This window comes from Streptomyces sp. NPDC057617 (assembly GCF_042800555.1).
GTDB lineage: Bacteria > Actinomycetota > Actinomycetes > Streptomycetales > Streptomycetaceae > Streptomyces.
This window is the reverse complement of the sequence record NZ_JBHVGV010000012.1, coordinates 67,261-81,033: the sequence shown is the minus strand read 5'-3', so window position 1 is coordinate 81,033 and position 13,773 is coordinate 67,261. Positions and strand designations below refer to the sequence as shown.

General features: G+C 71.8%; 11 protein-coding genes and 1 pseudogene. 4 read left to right on the top strand and 8 right to left on the bottom strand.

The annotated features are described in order from the left end of the window. Nucleotide 1: 1 nt before the first annotated feature. From ACFU9P_RS27240 to ACFU9P_RS27230, 3 genes and pseudogenes are all read right to left on the bottom strand, one after another. Nucleotides 2-517 (bottom strand): annotated as a pseudogene (locus tag ACFU9P_RS27240) (HAD family hydrolase); the annotation flags it as partial. Between the two features lie 136 nt (nt 518-653). Then, complete coding sequence (locus ACFU9P_RS27235) at nt 654-3,071, bottom strand: phosphoketolase (RefSeq protein ID WP_376382788.1); 2,418 nt, start codon at nt 3,069-3,071, stop codon at nt 654-656. Nucleotides 3,072-3,247: 176 nt separating this feature from the next. Next, nucleotides 3,248-3,448, bottom strand: a complete 201-nt coding sequence (locus ACFU9P_RS27230; RefSeq protein ID WP_384085598.1) for an ATP-binding protein — start codon at nt 3,446-3,448, stop codon at nt 3,248-3,250. Nucleotides 3,449-3,569: 121 nt separating this feature from the next. Between ACFU9P_RS27230 and ACFU9P_RS27225 the strand changes: the two genes are divergently transcribed. After that, complete coding sequence (locus ACFU9P_RS27225) at nt 3,570-4,394, top strand: hypothetical protein (RefSeq protein ID WP_384085595.1); 825 nt, start codon at nt 3,570-3,572, stop codon at nt 4,392-4,394. 107 nt (nt 4,395-4,501) lie between these two features. Here ACFU9P_RS27225 and ACFU9P_RS27220 read toward each other — a convergent pair whose 3' ends face one another. The 4 genes from ACFU9P_RS27220 to ACFU9P_RS27205 form a co-directional block, all read right to left on the bottom strand. Next, the gene (locus ACFU9P_RS27220) at nt 4,502-5,281 is read right to left on the bottom strand and encodes a response regulator (protein WP_384085592.1); all 780 of its coding nucleotides are present in this window, start codon (nt 5,279-5,281) and stop codon (nt 4,502-4,504) included. 121 nt (nt 5,282-5,402) lie between these two features. Beyond that, nucleotides 5,403-6,122 carry a M23 family metallopeptidase gene (locus ACFU9P_RS27215; RefSeq protein ID WP_384085589.1) on the bottom strand — a complete coding sequence of 240 codons (720 nt, stop codon included), beginning with the start codon at nt 6,120-6,122 and terminating at the stop codon, nt 5,403-5,405. 145 nt (nt 6,123-6,267) lie between these two features. Then, nucleotides 6,268-7,029 (bottom strand): hypothetical protein, encoded by a 762-nt coding sequence (locus ACFU9P_RS27210; RefSeq protein WP_384085586.1) that lies wholly within the window; start codon nt 7,027-7,029, stop codon nt 6,268-6,270. Further along, the gene (locus ACFU9P_RS27205; protein WP_384085583.1) at nt 7,026-8,669 is read right to left on the bottom strand and encodes a serine/threonine-protein kinase; all 1,644 of its coding nucleotides are present in this window, start codon (nt 8,667-8,669) and stop codon (nt 7,026-7,028) included. Before ACFU9P_RS27205 ends, ACFU9P_RS27210 begins: the two co-directional genes overlap by 4 nt. A 235-nt stretch (nt 8,670-8,904) precedes the next feature. On the opposite strand from ACFU9P_RS27205, the gene ACFU9P_RS27200 reads away from it, so the two are divergent. Then, on the top strand, nt 8,905-9,078 hold the full coding sequence (locus ACFU9P_RS27200) for a hypothetical protein (protein WP_376382730.1): 174 nt from the start codon (nt 8,905-8,907) through the stop codon (nt 9,076-9,078). A 106-nt stretch (nt 9,079-9,184) separates the two neighbouring features. Here the strand turns inward: ACFU9P_RS27200 and ACFU9P_RS27195 are convergent, their stop codons facing one another. Further along, nucleotides 9,185-10,894 (bottom strand): hypothetical protein, encoded by a 1,710-nt coding sequence (locus ACFU9P_RS27195; protein ID WP_384085579.1) that lies wholly within the window; start codon nt 10,892-10,894, stop codon nt 9,185-9,187. A gap of 164 nt (nt 10,895-11,058) precedes the next feature. Between ACFU9P_RS27195 and ACFU9P_RS27190 the strand changes: the two genes are divergently transcribed. Then, nucleotides 11,059-12,396 (top strand): geranylgeranyl reductase family protein, encoded by a 1,338-nt coding sequence (locus ACFU9P_RS27190; RefSeq protein WP_384085576.1) that lies wholly within the window; start codon nt 11,059-11,061, stop codon nt 12,394-12,396. 141 nt (nt 12,397-12,537) lie between these two features. Beyond that, nucleotides 12,538-13,698, top strand: coding sequence for an alpha/beta hydrolase (locus tag ACFU9P_RS27185; RefSeq protein ID WP_376382736.1), 1,161 nt, complete (start codon nt 12,538-12,540; stop codon nt 13,696-13,698). Nucleotides 13,699-13,773 lie beyond the last annotated feature (75 nt).

Below are 13,773 nucleotides of genomic sequence, written 5' to 3'. Positions count from 1 at the left end.
GTCAGTCCCCGCCGGCGGTCAGCAGCTCGCCGGGATCCCCGACCACCGCGTCGGCGCCGTGCCGCCGCAGATCGGCCGCGCTCGTCGGACCCGCCGTACGGTCCACCCCGATCACCAGGCCGAAGCCGCCGCGCCTGCCCGCCTCCACCCCGGCCGGCGCGTCCTCCACGACCGCCGCGTCCCGGGCCGCCACGCCGAGGCGGCGCGCGGCTTCGAGGAAGAGCGCCGGATCCGGCTTGCCGGGCAGGCCGAGCCGCGCGGCCTCCCTGCCGTCGACGACCGTCGACAGCAGGCCGAGCACACCGGCCGTGTCGAGCAGCTCGGTCGCATGCCGGGACGCCGAGACGGCCGCGCACGGCACCCCCGCGTCACGCAGCGCCTTCAGCAGCCGTACGGTCCCGGGCCAGACCGCGACCCCCTCGCTCCGCAGCCGCGCGGTGAACAGCTCCTCCTTGCGGGCCGCGACCGCCCGTACCGTATCCGTCCCCGGCGGGTCGTCCGGCGCACCGAGGTGCAGGGCCAGCACGGAGCGCAGCAGCGGTGCCGGGAACGGCGCACCGGCCATGGTCCGTCCCTTCGTGAAAGTGCCAGGCGTCGCGAGCCGGACGGGATGTGGCAGACACGGGCTAGTCCCATGGCACCACGACTCCCCGTCACAGGCGCGTCGTGGGATAGATCTCGCTGTCCACGGGCAGCGGCTGCCAGGTCCAGTCGGTCACCTCGGGCAGATCCGTGCCGTGCTCGCGGATCCAGGCCTGGTGCCGGAACCGGGCGTCCTCCATCGCCTGCCGCGCGTGCGTGGCGCGCACCGCCAGCCCCGGCACCCGGTCGATGACATCCATGACGAGCCGGTAGCGGTCCAGGTTGTTGCGGACCACCATGTCGAACGGTGTGGTGGTCGTGCCCGACTCCTCGTAGCCGCGCACATGCAGATTCCCGTGGCCGGTGTGGCGGTAGGCGAGCCGGTGGATCAGCCAGGGATAGCCGTGGTACGCGAAGATCACCGGCTTGTCGCGGGTGAACAGCGCGTCGTACTGGCTGTCGGACAGACCGTGCGGATGCCAGGTCTCCGGCAGCAGCCGGGCCAGATCCACCACATTGACCACCCGGACCGCGAGCCGCGGCAGATGGCGTCGGATCAGCAGCGCGGCGGCCAGCACCTCCTGGGTCGGCACATCGCCCGCGCAGGCCAGCACCACGTCCGGCTCCTCGCCCTCGCGCTCGGTGCCCGCCCAGGACCAGACGCCCGCGCCCCGCGCGCAGTGGGCGCGCGCCTCGTCCAGGGTGAGCCAGTCGTAGCAGGGCTGCTTCCCCGCGACGACCACGTTGACGTAGTCCCGGCTGCGCAGCACATGGTCGGCCACGCAGAGCAGGGAGTTGGTGTCCGGCGGCAGATAGACCCGTACGACCGCGGGCGCCTTGTTGAGCACATGGTCGATGAAACCGGGGTCCTGGTGCGAGAAACCGTTGTGGTCCTGGCGCCACACATGCGAGGTGAGCAGATAGTTGAGCGAGGCGACCGGGCGCCGCCAGGCCAGCCCGCGGGACACCTTCAGCCACTTGATGTGCTGGTTGACCATCGAGTCGACGATATGGACGAAGGCCTCGTAGCAGGAGAACAGCCCGTGCCTGCCGGTGAGGACATAGCCCTCCAGCCAGCCCTGGCAGGTGTGTTCGGAGAGGATCTCCATGACCCGGCCGTGCCGGTCGAGATTCTCGTCGACACTCAGCGTCCCCGCCTGCCACGCCTTGCCCGACGCCTTGTAGAGACCCTGGAGCCGGTTGGACGCCGTCTCGTCCGGGCCGACCACCCGGAAGTCGCGGCGCCCACTCGTGGCCTCCATGACGGCTTCCAGTACATCGCCGAGCACCCGCGTCGGTTCGTGCAGGGTGACACCGGGCCGGTCGACCTTCACCGCGTACGGCTCCAGGTCCGGCACGGGCAGATCGCGCAGCAGGAGACCGCCGTTGGCGTACGGAGTGGCGCCGAGCCGCAGCGTGCCCTCGGGCACACAGGAGAGGACCTGGGGCCGGGGCCGCCCATGGCCGTCGAAGAGTTCCTCCGGCCGGTACGAGCGCAGCCACGCCTCCAGTTGCCGCAGATGCTCCGGGTTCTCGCGGACGCGGGCGAGCGGCACCTGATGGGAGCGCCAGGTCCCCTCGACCGGCAGTCCGTCCACGGTGGCGGGCCCGGTCCAGCCCTTCGGCGTCCGCAGGACGATCACCGGCCAGCGGGCCCGTCCGGTGGCGCCCTCCTCCCTGGCCGTGCGCTGGATCAGCGCGATCCGGTCCAGCGCGGTGTCCATCGCGCGGGCCATGGCCCGGTGGACCGTGTCCGGATCGTCGCCGCCGACATGCAGCACCTCATGGCCGTAACCGCGCAGCAGCTCGTCCAGCTCCGCCTCGGGGACACGGGCGAGCAGGGCCGGATTGGCGATCTTGTAGCCGTTGAGATGGAGGATCGGCAGCACCGCGCCGTCGTACACCGGGTCGAGGAACTTGTTGGAGTGCCAGGACGCGGCCAGCGGCCCGGTCTCCGCCTCCCCGTCGCCGATCACACACGCCACCAGCAGATCCGGATGATCGAACGCGGCCCCGTAGGCGTGCGAGAGGGAGTAGCCCAGCTCACCGCCCTCATGGATCGAGCCGGGCGTCTCGGGCGCGACATGGCTGGGCACCCCGCCGGGGAAGGAGAACTGGCGGAAGAGCCGGGCCATGCCCTCCCTGTCCCTGCCGACGTCCGGGTAGACCTCCGAATAGCTGCCCTCCAGCCAGCAGTTGGCCAGCACCGCCGGGCCGCCGTGGCCCGGTCCCCAGACACACACCGTCTCCTTACGCCGGGCCTTGACGACCCGGTTGAGATGGGTGTGGACGAGATTCAGCCCGGGGGCGGTGCCCCAGTGGCCGAGCAGCCGGGGCTTGATGTGCTCGGGGCGCAGCGGCTCGGTGAGCAGCGGGTTGCCCATGAGATAGATCTGACCGGCCGCCAGATAGTTGGCGGCACGCCAGTGGGCCACCAGGGCGGCCAGTTCCTCGTCGGTGACGGCGGCCGCCGCCCCGCCCGGGGGCATGGCCGTAGGGGTGGCCGTGGTCCGTTCCGACGTGCTCGCCTCGCGCATGGCTCTCCTCCGGGCTGGTGGATGTCCCGGCCAGCCTTGTTGCGGGCGAGCGGCGCCCGCTAGGGCCGTTCGGGCAACGGGCCGGGCCCGAACGGGTGATGCCGGGCGGGCCGGGCTCAGGGGGCGTATCAGCTCCGGTCCTCGGCGGATGCCCGGCGGGGGAGCGGTACACGCATCTCGACATAGGTGCCCGCGCCGGGCTCCGAGTCGACGACCGTACGGCCCCCGACCGCCCCGATACGGTCGCGTACGGAACCGGTGAGCCCCAGCCCGCGCGGCAGCTCCGCCGGATCGAAGCCCTTCCCGTTGTCGAGGACGCTGACCCGCACCGCGTCCCCGGTCAGCTCGGCCCGTACGACGGCGCGCGCCTCCCGCGTGCTTCACCACATTGGTCAGGGCCTCCCGGGCCGCCGCGACCAGGGCGTCGGCGATCTCCTTCGGGATGGCGGCGTGGTGGTGAGCGGCGCTGCGGAGCTGGGCGGTGTGCACCTCCACGCTCTGGCCGATCCGGGCCATGTCCTCGGCGAGCGTGGTGAGGCCGTCGGCGAGATCCCCGCCGGAGTGGGCGGAGTGGTCGCCCCGGACGAACGCCCGCAGCCAGGCGGCCTCGGCCCGTACCTGCGCGTGCAGATGCGCGTCGGCGATCCAGGGCGTGCGCGCCAGGGTCTCCATGGTCTGGAGGACCCGGTCGTGCAGGAGGCGGGCATGGCGCAGCCGTTCGCGTTCGGTGGCGAGCTGGGCCTGATGGGCGCTGCTCGCCGCGGTGGCGGCGTCCAGCTCCCGGCCGGTACGGAGCAGAGTCGTCGCCACGGCCCAGGCGATCCCGGCGTTGACGAGGTACGGGACGGAGTTGGGCACCGCGTTCCACACGGGATCGCCGAGCCGGGTCACGGCCGTGACTGCGTAGGCGGCGGCCGGGAGCGAGGCCAGGGCGAGGACGGCCGCCGGGCGGGTGAAGACCAGACCGAAGCCGACGCTGGCCAGAAGACTGAACGGATAGGCGAAATAGGTCCAGGTGTGGCCGTGAGCCGGGCCCGCGAGCGCGCCGCCCGCCACCAGCGCGCCCGCCATCACGACCGCGTCGGCGGCCACCAGGGCGCGCGGGGGCACCCGGCGACGGCGCAGCGCGACCGTGATCAGCGCGAGGCTCTCGGCGAACACCACCGCTACCAGGGCCAGCCCCGCCCAGAGCGGCCGGTAGCGGGGCCAGGTGGTGGAGGCGGCGATCGCGATCTGGACCAGCCCGCCCAGCCGGAACAGCACGTACGCGCGTAACAGGACCTTCTCGCCGCGCCGGACGCCGGAGGCGGGGGTGGGGGCGGCAGTGGCGGCGCCGGGGTCCGGGGACGCCGGGCCTTCGCGGGGCGCGGGCGCGGGCGTGGTCACCGGGGGCCGGTGCGCGGACGGATACCCGGGGCGGGGGTGAGCCGGGCGAGCGCCGCCCGGGTCAGCTCGGCCTTGTTGCCGACCTGGAGTTTCGCGCGGATCCTCTCGACATAGGTGTCGACGGTGGTCTTGCGCACCCTCAGCCTGGTCGCGATCTGCGCATGGGTGAAGCCGCGCGCCACATAGCTCAGCGTCTCCTCCTCGCGCGCGGACAGCCGGGGCCGCGCGCCGCCCCCGTACGCCGACCCCTCGTCCGGCCGGGGTCCGTCGCCATGGGGAAGTCCGTCCTCGTACCGGGGCCCGCGGCGCGTCAGCTCGGCCTGGAGGATGTCGGCGAGTTCCGCGGACAGCGAGAAGCCGCCCGCGGCCACCGTCTCCGCGGCCGCCACGAGCAGCTCCGCGGAGCAGTGCTTGGTGACATAACCGCTGGCCCCGGCCCTGATCGCACCGAGTACGTCAGCGGGCAGCCCCGAGGCGGACATCACCAGGACCCGGGTGGTGGCGGACAGCGCGGCGACCGCGTCCAGCGCCGGGGTGTCCCCGTCGAGATAGAGGTCCATGACGATGACGTCCGGCGCGGGACCGGTGGCGAGGGCCGCGTCCAGCTCCGCCAGGGAACCGACGGACGCGACCGCCGCCACGTTCGCGTCGGGCAGCGCGGTGAGTACATGGGCGATGCCGTGCCGGGCGATCGGATGATCGTCCACCACGGCGACGGTGATCATGCTGGACCCCTCGGCGGCAGGGAAGCGGGGAACGTGATCGGCGGCGGCCATTGTCTCCTCTCCTCGCGGTACGGGGAAGACGGGACGGCCGGGCGCCTGTCCGCGCGGGGGCGGTACGGCGCCCGGCCGGTGACGGCGGGTCAGGGTCAAGATCAGGGCCGGGTTGCCGGGGTCAGTAACAGACCTGCTGGCCGCGGTTGATGTACTCGTAGTGCCCGCCGCCGCAGCCCAAATGGAACAGATGCCTCGGCTGGGCGCTCTGCCCGCCGTAGACGCCGCCCGCCGCGGTGAGCTTCGCGTTGTACATGAGCGAGAAGTGCAGATGCGGGGCGAAGCCGCCGGTGCCGCCCACCAGCCCGATCACCGTGGCGTCGGTGATCCGCTGGCCCTTGCTGACACGTATCTGGCTGAGATGGCAGACCACGCTCCAGTAGCCGCCGCCGTGGTCGACGACGATGTACTGGCCGCAGGTCTCCCAGCCGGCGGGTGCCCACCCCGCGTACAGGACGGTGCCGGGACCGCCGGGCGCGAGCACCTCGTCGCCCTGCCGCATCCCCAGGTCGAGCGCGTAGTACTGGTTCATCGAGCCCGTGCCGTTGCAGCCGACGTGGTAGCCCTCGCCGTAGTGGCTGCCGTTCTGCATGGCGTATCCGGCGCCGCCGTTCGCCTTGTAGGTGAGCGGTGTCTGCAGGAACTTGCTCGTCGGCCAGTCGACGCACCCGGCGACCGCCGAGGGCGCCGCGGGCCCGGACGGCGCCGACGGGGCGGCGGTCGCGCTGGGCGCGGCGAGTGCCGCGAGCGCGGCGACGGCGGTGGCCGCGGCGGCCAGGGCCGTGACGGCTCCGCGTCGGCGGGACCTCGGCGTGGACGGTGTGGGCCTGCTGATTCCCATGGGGCCTCCTGTGATCGGTGTGATCGCTGACGGTCGGCCCCGAGCGTGTCAGCGGACAGCCCGTCGGAGGCAGGGTGCGCGGTGTCGGTCATTCGCACCACATCCGGCCGTGGTGCGGGCGCGCGTGCGGGCGCGGTGGGCGGCCTTAGGGACACCGGTAGGTGACATGGGTGACCGCCGTGTGCCGGGAGGGCTCGGTGATCCGCAGCTCGGCCGTGGCGCGGTACTCGCCCCGGCCCCGGAAGGTCCACAACAGATGCAGCCGCGCCTCTTCCTGACCCCGGGTCAGCTTCTCGCGCAGCGTGCCGGAGGCGGTGCCGTCGCTGCGCACCCAGCGGTAAGTGAGGGTGCCGGGGCGGCCATTGGTCCGCACGACCGCGACGATGTCCGACGTGCCGTCACATTCCGGCCCGCGTGCGGCTGTTCGTACGGTCACGTCCTGTACGGCGAGGGCGGGCCCGTACCGCTGCCAGGCGAGATACACCAGTACGGCGAGAAGGACCGCGGCGGCGAGCGCGTACCGGCGCAGTCCTCCGCCACGGCGTTCGGGACGGCGCTGCGGTTCCGCCGGCTGTCCGGGGAGGGGGGCGCCCCACTGGGCTGCGGTGGTGTTCTCGTAGTGGCGGTTCCGTACGGCGGCGGTCACTCCCGGTCCGAAGCGGAATACCTCCCCCTCGATCCGGTCGGGTGCGGGCACGGCCGGGGGCGCGGGCTCCGGCTCCGGGGCCGGTTCGGGGTCCGGGCCTTGGAACCAGTGGCTGCCGAGCACGGTCGCGCTGTACGTATCGGCTGCGGAGCCCGACGCGGACCCGGCCGCCGGCTCGGGGCGGCGGGCGTCCTCCTGCGGTTCGTCCGGACGCCCGGGCTTCCCGCCGTCGTGGTCGTAGGGGATGCGCGGATCGCTCATGAGATCGTGCACCGCCGGGTCAGGATCTGCTGCGAGGCGGCCCCGTTCGCGGCGGCCGGGTCCGTGGCCGCCTGCATGCCCCAGTAGCAGCCCTGCTGCTGGAAGGTGTGGTCGAGCGGGATCGAGTACTGCGTGGCGCCTTCGCGCCGGATCGTCTCCGAGCCGTCCTGGGCGCCGAGTTGACCGTATGCCTCGCCGGCGAACCAGGTGACGACAACGGTGATGGGACCGGTCCCGTCCGTGACGATCTCGACCGTGCCCGTGGCGCTCGCCGTACCCGTCTGCCGTAGACCCGTGACTGAAATGGCCTTTACCTGTACGGCCTGTGTCGTCGGAGCGGTGGTGCTGGGCTTGACCGAGGGAGTGGGCGTGGACGGGGTCGGCGAGGAGGGCGGGGGCGGCGGTGCCACGGGAGGTGTGCTGGTCCCGGTGGTCGGGCTGTCCGAGGCGTAGGGTGAACCGCTCGTGGACACGCTGCCGGTCGGCGAGGGACTCGCGGAGCCGGACGGCCCGGCGGATGTGGCGCCCGGAGTGGCTCCGGGGTCTTCGACCGGGCCCGCGGTGGTGACCGCCTGAGCCGTGGTCTGCCCCGGACTGTTCCCGACCGCCCCCGCCGCGACGGCGGCCACGGCGGCGATGATCAGCGCGACGGCGGTGGCCAGCGCTCCCCGCACGCCGGGCTTCCAGCTCCGGCCATGCCCTCTGCCCCCGCCAGGGGCGCTGTCGCCCAGCGTGGTCGTGGCGAACGCGGTGGTGCCCGCCGCCTGACCCCCGCCGGAAGGGAACAGTAGCGGCAGAAGCGCGGCGAGGGCGGCGAGTCTGCGCTGACCGCGCTCCTCCCAGTTCGGTCCGTACGCCGCCCCGGCGATCTCCTCCAGCTCCGCGACGAACACGTCCGCGTCACGGGGCCGTTCCTGAGGCTCCTTGGCCAGACCCCGCCGGATCAGCGGCCGTACGGGCTTGGGCGCCTGCTCCTCGGGAACGGGCGCGCCGATGTGCTGGAGCGCCAGCTCGGCGAAGTTCTCGCCGGAGAACGGCTTGCGGCCGGTGAGGCACTCGTAGAAGGTCGCGGTCGCCGCGTAGACATCGGCCGCAGGTGAGGCGGGCTCGCCGTTCCACTGCTCCGGGGCCATGTACGCGGGCGTTCCGGCCACGCCCGGGGTGCTGCCCCGGCCCGTGGCGATACCGAAATCGACCAGCTTGGACGAGCCGTCCAGGGCGACCAGCACGTTCTCCGGCTTGTAGTCGCGGTGGACGACACCCGCGCGGTGCGCGGCGGCCAGCCCCAGCAGCGAGCCCTTGAGCACCACGAGCGCCGCTTCGGGACCGGTGGGACCCTCCTGCCGCAGCAGCGCGCGCAGAGCGATCCCGTCGACCAGTTCCATCACGATGGCCGCGCCCTGGGGTGCCTCGACATATTCGTACAGCCTGACCACATACGGTGAATCGAGCCCGCTGAGCAGGCGCGCCTCGGCCCGGAACCTCTGGAGGAAGCCGGCGTCGGCCCGCAGCCTCTCGCCGAGGTATTTGACGGCGACGGGTACGCCGGTGGCGTCATGGACGGCGAGGACGACGCGCCCACTGCCACCGGAGCCCAGCTCACGGGACTCGGTGTATCCGGGGACGGACCATGCGTTCATATCTGTGCCGATCATCGCGTTCCCCCCACGCGGTAGCCCCACACGCTGTCCCCATGGCAGACACATTTCCGCCACGTCCGGTTCCCGCCCCGAGGCGGACGGCCCTTCACCTGGCCGAGGCCCTTGAGGGCCCCTGAAGGCAGGGTCGGAGAGGGGTAAAATCGCCCATATGGGGCTGCTGTCCAGGTCCCGGACGAGGGGCCCGGAGCGAACCCACGACCTCTAAGGGGTTCCCATGGCCGACACCGACTTCTACTCACGAGACCGGCCGGCACACCCTCGGCTTCCCGAGGACCGGCCACGCGGCGGGGGACCGAAGGTCTACGAGCACCACAAGATGCGCAGGGGGACGATGTTCCTCATCGCCTTTGTCATCCTGGTGCTCGTGGGGATCCTGCTGTTCCCCTGACAACGCCCGGGAGCGGACCGCACACACCCGGTCGACACACCCGGCCGACCGGACCCCCGATGGCCGGGGGTCCGGTGTCACTGGCGCCCTTATGTGACCGGCGCCCTCAATAGTCCTTCGGAATCGCCGAGTTGAGCGCGGCACGCCGTTCCGAGAGGTTCTCGGTGGTGAGGTCCGCGGTCAGCTCCGGAGCGTAGTTCGCGGCGATCTCACGGAAGCCATCCAGCGTACGCTCGTCCATCACCGGCGCGCCCGGCGAGGAGACGGGGACCGTCAAGTAGCTGCGGACACGCCCGAGATCGTGTGCGTGCCGGCTCATGTCGACGGCGTAGTGGTTCACGAGGAGCCGCATCTCCGGGTCCTCGTGGGAGATCTCGTTGGCGAGCGTCTCGAAGCCCAGGTTCAGGAACTGGTCGGGCTCGTCGAGCAGCCGCTGATGGGCCGCGGAGCCCTTCCACCCCGTACGGTTCCAGTTGGCGTTGCCGGGGATCTCGTTCTTCGCGGGGAAGCCGCGGTACTCGGAGGACGGGAACGTCTCCAGCAGCAGCCCGCACAGCGCGCGCGTCTCCGCCAGTGTCTCCGGGGTCTCCTCGGGGATGCCGAACACATAGAGGATCTCCGGTGTCAGACCGTTCTCCTCCATGTGCTGGAACGCGGTGACCAGATCGGAGCGCAGGGTGTCGGCGTGCTTGCGCATCGCCCGCAGCACCTCGACGGAGGCCGCGCCGTCGGCACCGAAACCGAAGCGGTTGAAGCCCGCGTTCAGCACCAGATCGCGGACGTGGTCCGAACTCATCGCGGCGTTGTACGAGTCGGCGCGGGTCAGCGCGTGCAGATCGATATGCAGCCCCGGGTGCCGCTCCTTCAGCTCGATGATGGACTCCAGTTGCCCGGTGAGCAGCTCCAGATCGCCGCCGGGCAGGGCCTGTTGGAAGAAGTCCAGCGAGCTGCAGTACAGATTCAGGGACGAGAGACCGAACCGCTCTGCGAGCTGGCAGGCCGTGTCGAGATGGGCCCGTACGTTGAAGAACGTCTCGCGCTTCCGCGTCTGCGCCCCGCAGAAGCTGCACCCGAACATGCACCCCTGGCTGAACGGCAACGTCATCTCGTGGGTGAGATAGACACGCAGATCGGCCTCGGGGATCCGGTCGAGCTGGCGCCGCAGATCGATGTCCATGGCCCCGGGCAGCCCGGACAGCGCCTGCCGGTCGGTCTTCTGCGAGCCGGGGAAGATCCGCCCGAACTCCTCCCGGGAGAGTTTCTCTATCCCCTGCCCGCCGATGTGCAGGCGCTCGGCGGGCACCGCGCGGTCGACGGTGAGGTAGCGGTGGACATCGGCGGCGGGGGCGATGTTCTGGGCGCCCATGACCGCGATCCCGTACGAGTCGTACCCCTCCAGATCCGGGGCCTCGCGCAGATCGTGGAGCTGGCAGTCGAACAGCGTCGGTTCCGCGATCCCGTGACGCTCCATCAACTCCGCCGCGTACAAGGGCGCGACGGGCAGGAACGGCAGCCGGTCGGGGGCGAAGGGGATGTCCCGGGCGAGGTAGTTGTCGTGCACGTACGGCGGATGGATCATCAGAGTCCGTCCGCTCGGCAGACCCGTGCCGCCGCGCTGGACCGGGGTGGGTAAGAGGATGTTCAGGGGCGAAGAGGCCATGTCCGCCTTCCAGGGGGTGGGCCGGTGCTTCGGGATGACGTCTCGCAGCAGCGGCATCGAGCCCTGAACGGCCTCAGTGCCGTGGTGCCCGTAAGTGGTGCCCGTAAAACGATGGTCCGTGCGGACGGCGGGGCCGTACAGGACCCTTTCGGCCATCGGGAGGCCGAGCGCGCGGTCAGGGCCGGGGACGAGCCCGGGCCCGCGGTCGGCCGGGCAACCAGGCCAGGTTCCGTCTTCGCCCGTACGTGGCCGATGATGACGTGCAGGGGTGCCGTCACCGGCGCCGCATCGGCTGTCTCATGTACCAGGAAGGTGCCCCTATGAGCGAAGCGACAAAGGATTCGGCGTCGGGCAGCCGTGCCCCGGAGGAATCGGGCGGCCGTGCCCCGGAGGAAGAAGCCGATGTGATCGTGGTCGGCGCCGGGCCCGCCGGCTCCTCCGCCGCCTTCCACCTGGCCAGGGCGGGCGTCGACGTCCTGCTGCTGGAGAAGTCCCACTTCCCCCGGGAGAAGGTCTGCGGGGACGGTCTGACCCCACGGGCCGTGCACCAGCTCATCCGCATGGGCATCGACATCAACGCCCCGGGATGGATGCGCTCCCGCGGTATGCGGTGGGTGAAAGGGGAGCGCCAAGTCCACATCGACTGGCCGAGCTTGGGCCGGTATCCGGACTTCGGTCTCTCGCGCAGCCGGCATGACTTCGACGACATCCTCGCCCACCACGCGGTCGCCGCCGGAGCACGGCTGCGCACCGGAGTGAAGGTGACCCATCCCGTACTGGACCGCGCGGGCCGGGTCACCGGCGTCGGCGCGACGTCCGAGGCACAGGAGCCGGTGGAGTACCGCGCCCCGATCGTGATCGCCGCCGACGGCGCCTCCGCCCGGCTCGCCCTCGCCCTGGGCCTCCAGCGCGACAAGAACCGGCAGATCGCCACGGCCGCCCGCCGCTACTACCGCAGCCCCGAGCGTTCCCAGGACGAATATCTGGAGCTGTGGGCCGACCTCCGCTTTCCGGGGACCGACCGCTATCTGCCCGGGTACGGCTGGATCTTCCCGATGGGCGACGGCCGGGTCAATGTCGGCCTCGGCGCACTGCCCCATCGCCAGTACGGAAACGCCGGCCTGCGCACCGCGCTGGACGAGTGGCTGGCCCGTACCCCGTACGCATGGGGACTGCGCGAGGAGAACGCCGAGGGCCCGGTCCGCAGCGCCGCCCTGCCCCTGGGTTTCAACCGCCATCCGCTCTACACCAGGGGGCTTCTGCTGGTCGGCGACTCGGGAGGCATGATCAGCCCGTGGAACGGCGAGGGCATCGGCCAGGCCATGGAAGCGGGCGAGGTCGCGGCCGAGAGCGTGACGCTCGCCCTGGCCCTCCCGCAAGGGCCGAGGCGCGAACGCGCGCTCCACCACTACCCCGTTGAGATGAACCGCCGCTGGGGGCGCTACTACCGTCTCGGCAACGCCGCCGCCGACCTCGTCTTCAGCCGCTCGGGTTTCCAGCCGGTCCTGAACCGCTCCGTGCTGGGCTCGCCCTTCCTGCTCAATACGCTGGCCCGGCTGCTCTCCAACCTCACCGACAAGCCCTCGCGGGACATGATCGACCACCTGCTCAACACGGTCGTACGCCTCGTCCCCGCACCCCCGGTACGCCGCCGCTGATCCTTCAACGCCGCCTAGCCCGGCGCGAAGTTCCTGGGCCCGGCCGGGGGTCCGACTCGTTTGGGCCAGCCGGGCGTGCCCCGCGGCCGCCGCCGCCCCAAGCTGATCGCCAAGGCCCACTCCTTCCGGAAAGGACGTGCCATGGCTCCATCCATACCCAAGGGTTCCCGACACAGGGCCCGCTACGGCCTGGTCGCGACGGTCACCGCCGCGGCCGCCACGCTCAGTGCCTGCGCAGGACCCGCGGCCGGCCCGTCGGGATCCGTCGTCGGCCGTCCCGGTGTCGCCGCCGACCAGGCCGCATTTCCGTACGCCCCCTGCGGCAACCCGCCGGTGAAGCTGGAGCCTCAGGCCCAGGAGTTCCTGAACCAGCTCGCCGCGGCCGACGGGACACCGCTCTACGACCTGTCGTACGCGGCGGCGCGCGAGGTGCTCAACAAACTCCAGGCCGGCCCCGTCGACAAGCTGCCCGCAGAGATCACCGAACGGACCGTCCCCGGCGGCCCGACAGGACCCGTGTCCATCCGGATCGTCCGCCCGCCCGGAGTGAAGGGCCCGCTCCCCGGCATCGTCTACCTCCACGGCGGCGGCTGGATCCTCGGCAACGCGCAGACCCATGACCGGCTCGTACGCCAGATCGCCAACGGCGCCCGCGCGGCGGTGATCTTCGTCAACTACACGCCGTCCCCCGAGGCGAAGTTCCCCGTACCGGTCCAGCAGGCCTACACCGTCGCCGACTGGATCTCCCGCCACGGCGCCGAGATCAATGTCGACTCCTCCCGGCTCGCCATCGCAGGCGACTCGGTCGGCGGCAACATGACCGCGGCCGTCACCCTCATGGCCAAGGAGCGCGGCGGACCGAAGTTCCTCCAGCAGGTGCTGCTCTACCCCGTCGTCGACGCACGCTTCGACACGGCGTCGTACGACCGGTTCGCCGAGGGGTGCTGGCTCACCCGGCCCGCGATGGAGTGGTTCTGGAACGCCTACGCCCCGGACATCGGATCCCGCAGCCAGCCGCTCGCCTCGCCGCTCAACGCCTCCGTCGAGCAGCTCCGAGGTCTGCCGAAGGCACTGGTGATCACCGACTCCGACGTCCTGCTCGACGGCGCCAACGCCTACGCGGCGAAGCTGCGTTCCGCCGGGGTCCCCGTGACCAACATCCACTACGGGGCGATCACCCACGACTTCATGATGCTCAACGCGCTGGCGGACACCAAGTCCGACAAGGCCGCTGTCGCGGAGACCACCAAGACACTGCGCGCCGCCCTGTACGGCAAGCGCGCCGCGTCCGAGGTGAAATAGCGCTCCGTGCCCGCGCCGCCGCGCGCCCCGGCCCCTCGCCGTCCTTCCGTGACAGGCGAGGGGCCGGGGGCGGAG

Coding starts and splice junctions, on each gene's coding strand:
- ACFU9P_RS27235 (WP_376382788.1), bottom strand. CDS start 3,071: ATGCCCCCGGGCGGGGCGGCGGCCGCCGTCACCGACGAGGAACTGGCC.
- ACFU9P_RS27220 (WP_384085592.1), bottom strand. CDS start 5,281: ATGGCCGCCGCCGATCACGTTCCCCGCTTCCCTGCCGCCGAGGGGTCC.
- ACFU9P_RS27215 (WP_384085589.1), bottom strand. CDS start 6,122: ATGGGAATCAGCAGGCCCACACCGTCCACGCCGAGGTCCCGCCGACGC.
- ACFU9P_RS27210 (WP_384085586.1), bottom strand. CDS start 7,029: ATGAGCGATCCGCGCATCCCCTACGACCACGACGGCGGGAAGCCCGGG.
- ACFU9P_RS27205 (WP_384085583.1), bottom strand. CDS start 8,669: ATGAACGCATGGTCCGTCCCCGGATACACCGAGTCCCGTGAGCTGGGC.
- ACFU9P_RS27200 (WP_376382730.1), top strand. CDS start 8,905: ATGGCCGACACCGACTTCTACTCACGAGACCGGCCGGCACACCCTCGG.
- ACFU9P_RS27195 (WP_384085579.1), bottom strand. CDS start 10,894: ATGGCCGAAAGGGTCCTGTACGGCCCCGCCGTCCGCACGGACCATCGT.
- ACFU9P_RS27190 (WP_384085576.1), top strand. CDS start 11,059: ATGAGCGAAGCGACAAAGGATTCGGCGTCGGGCAGCCGTGCCCCGGAG.
- ACFU9P_RS27185 (WP_376382736.1), top strand. CDS start 12,538: ATGGCTCCATCCATACCCAAGGGTTCCCGACACAGGGCCCGCTACGGC.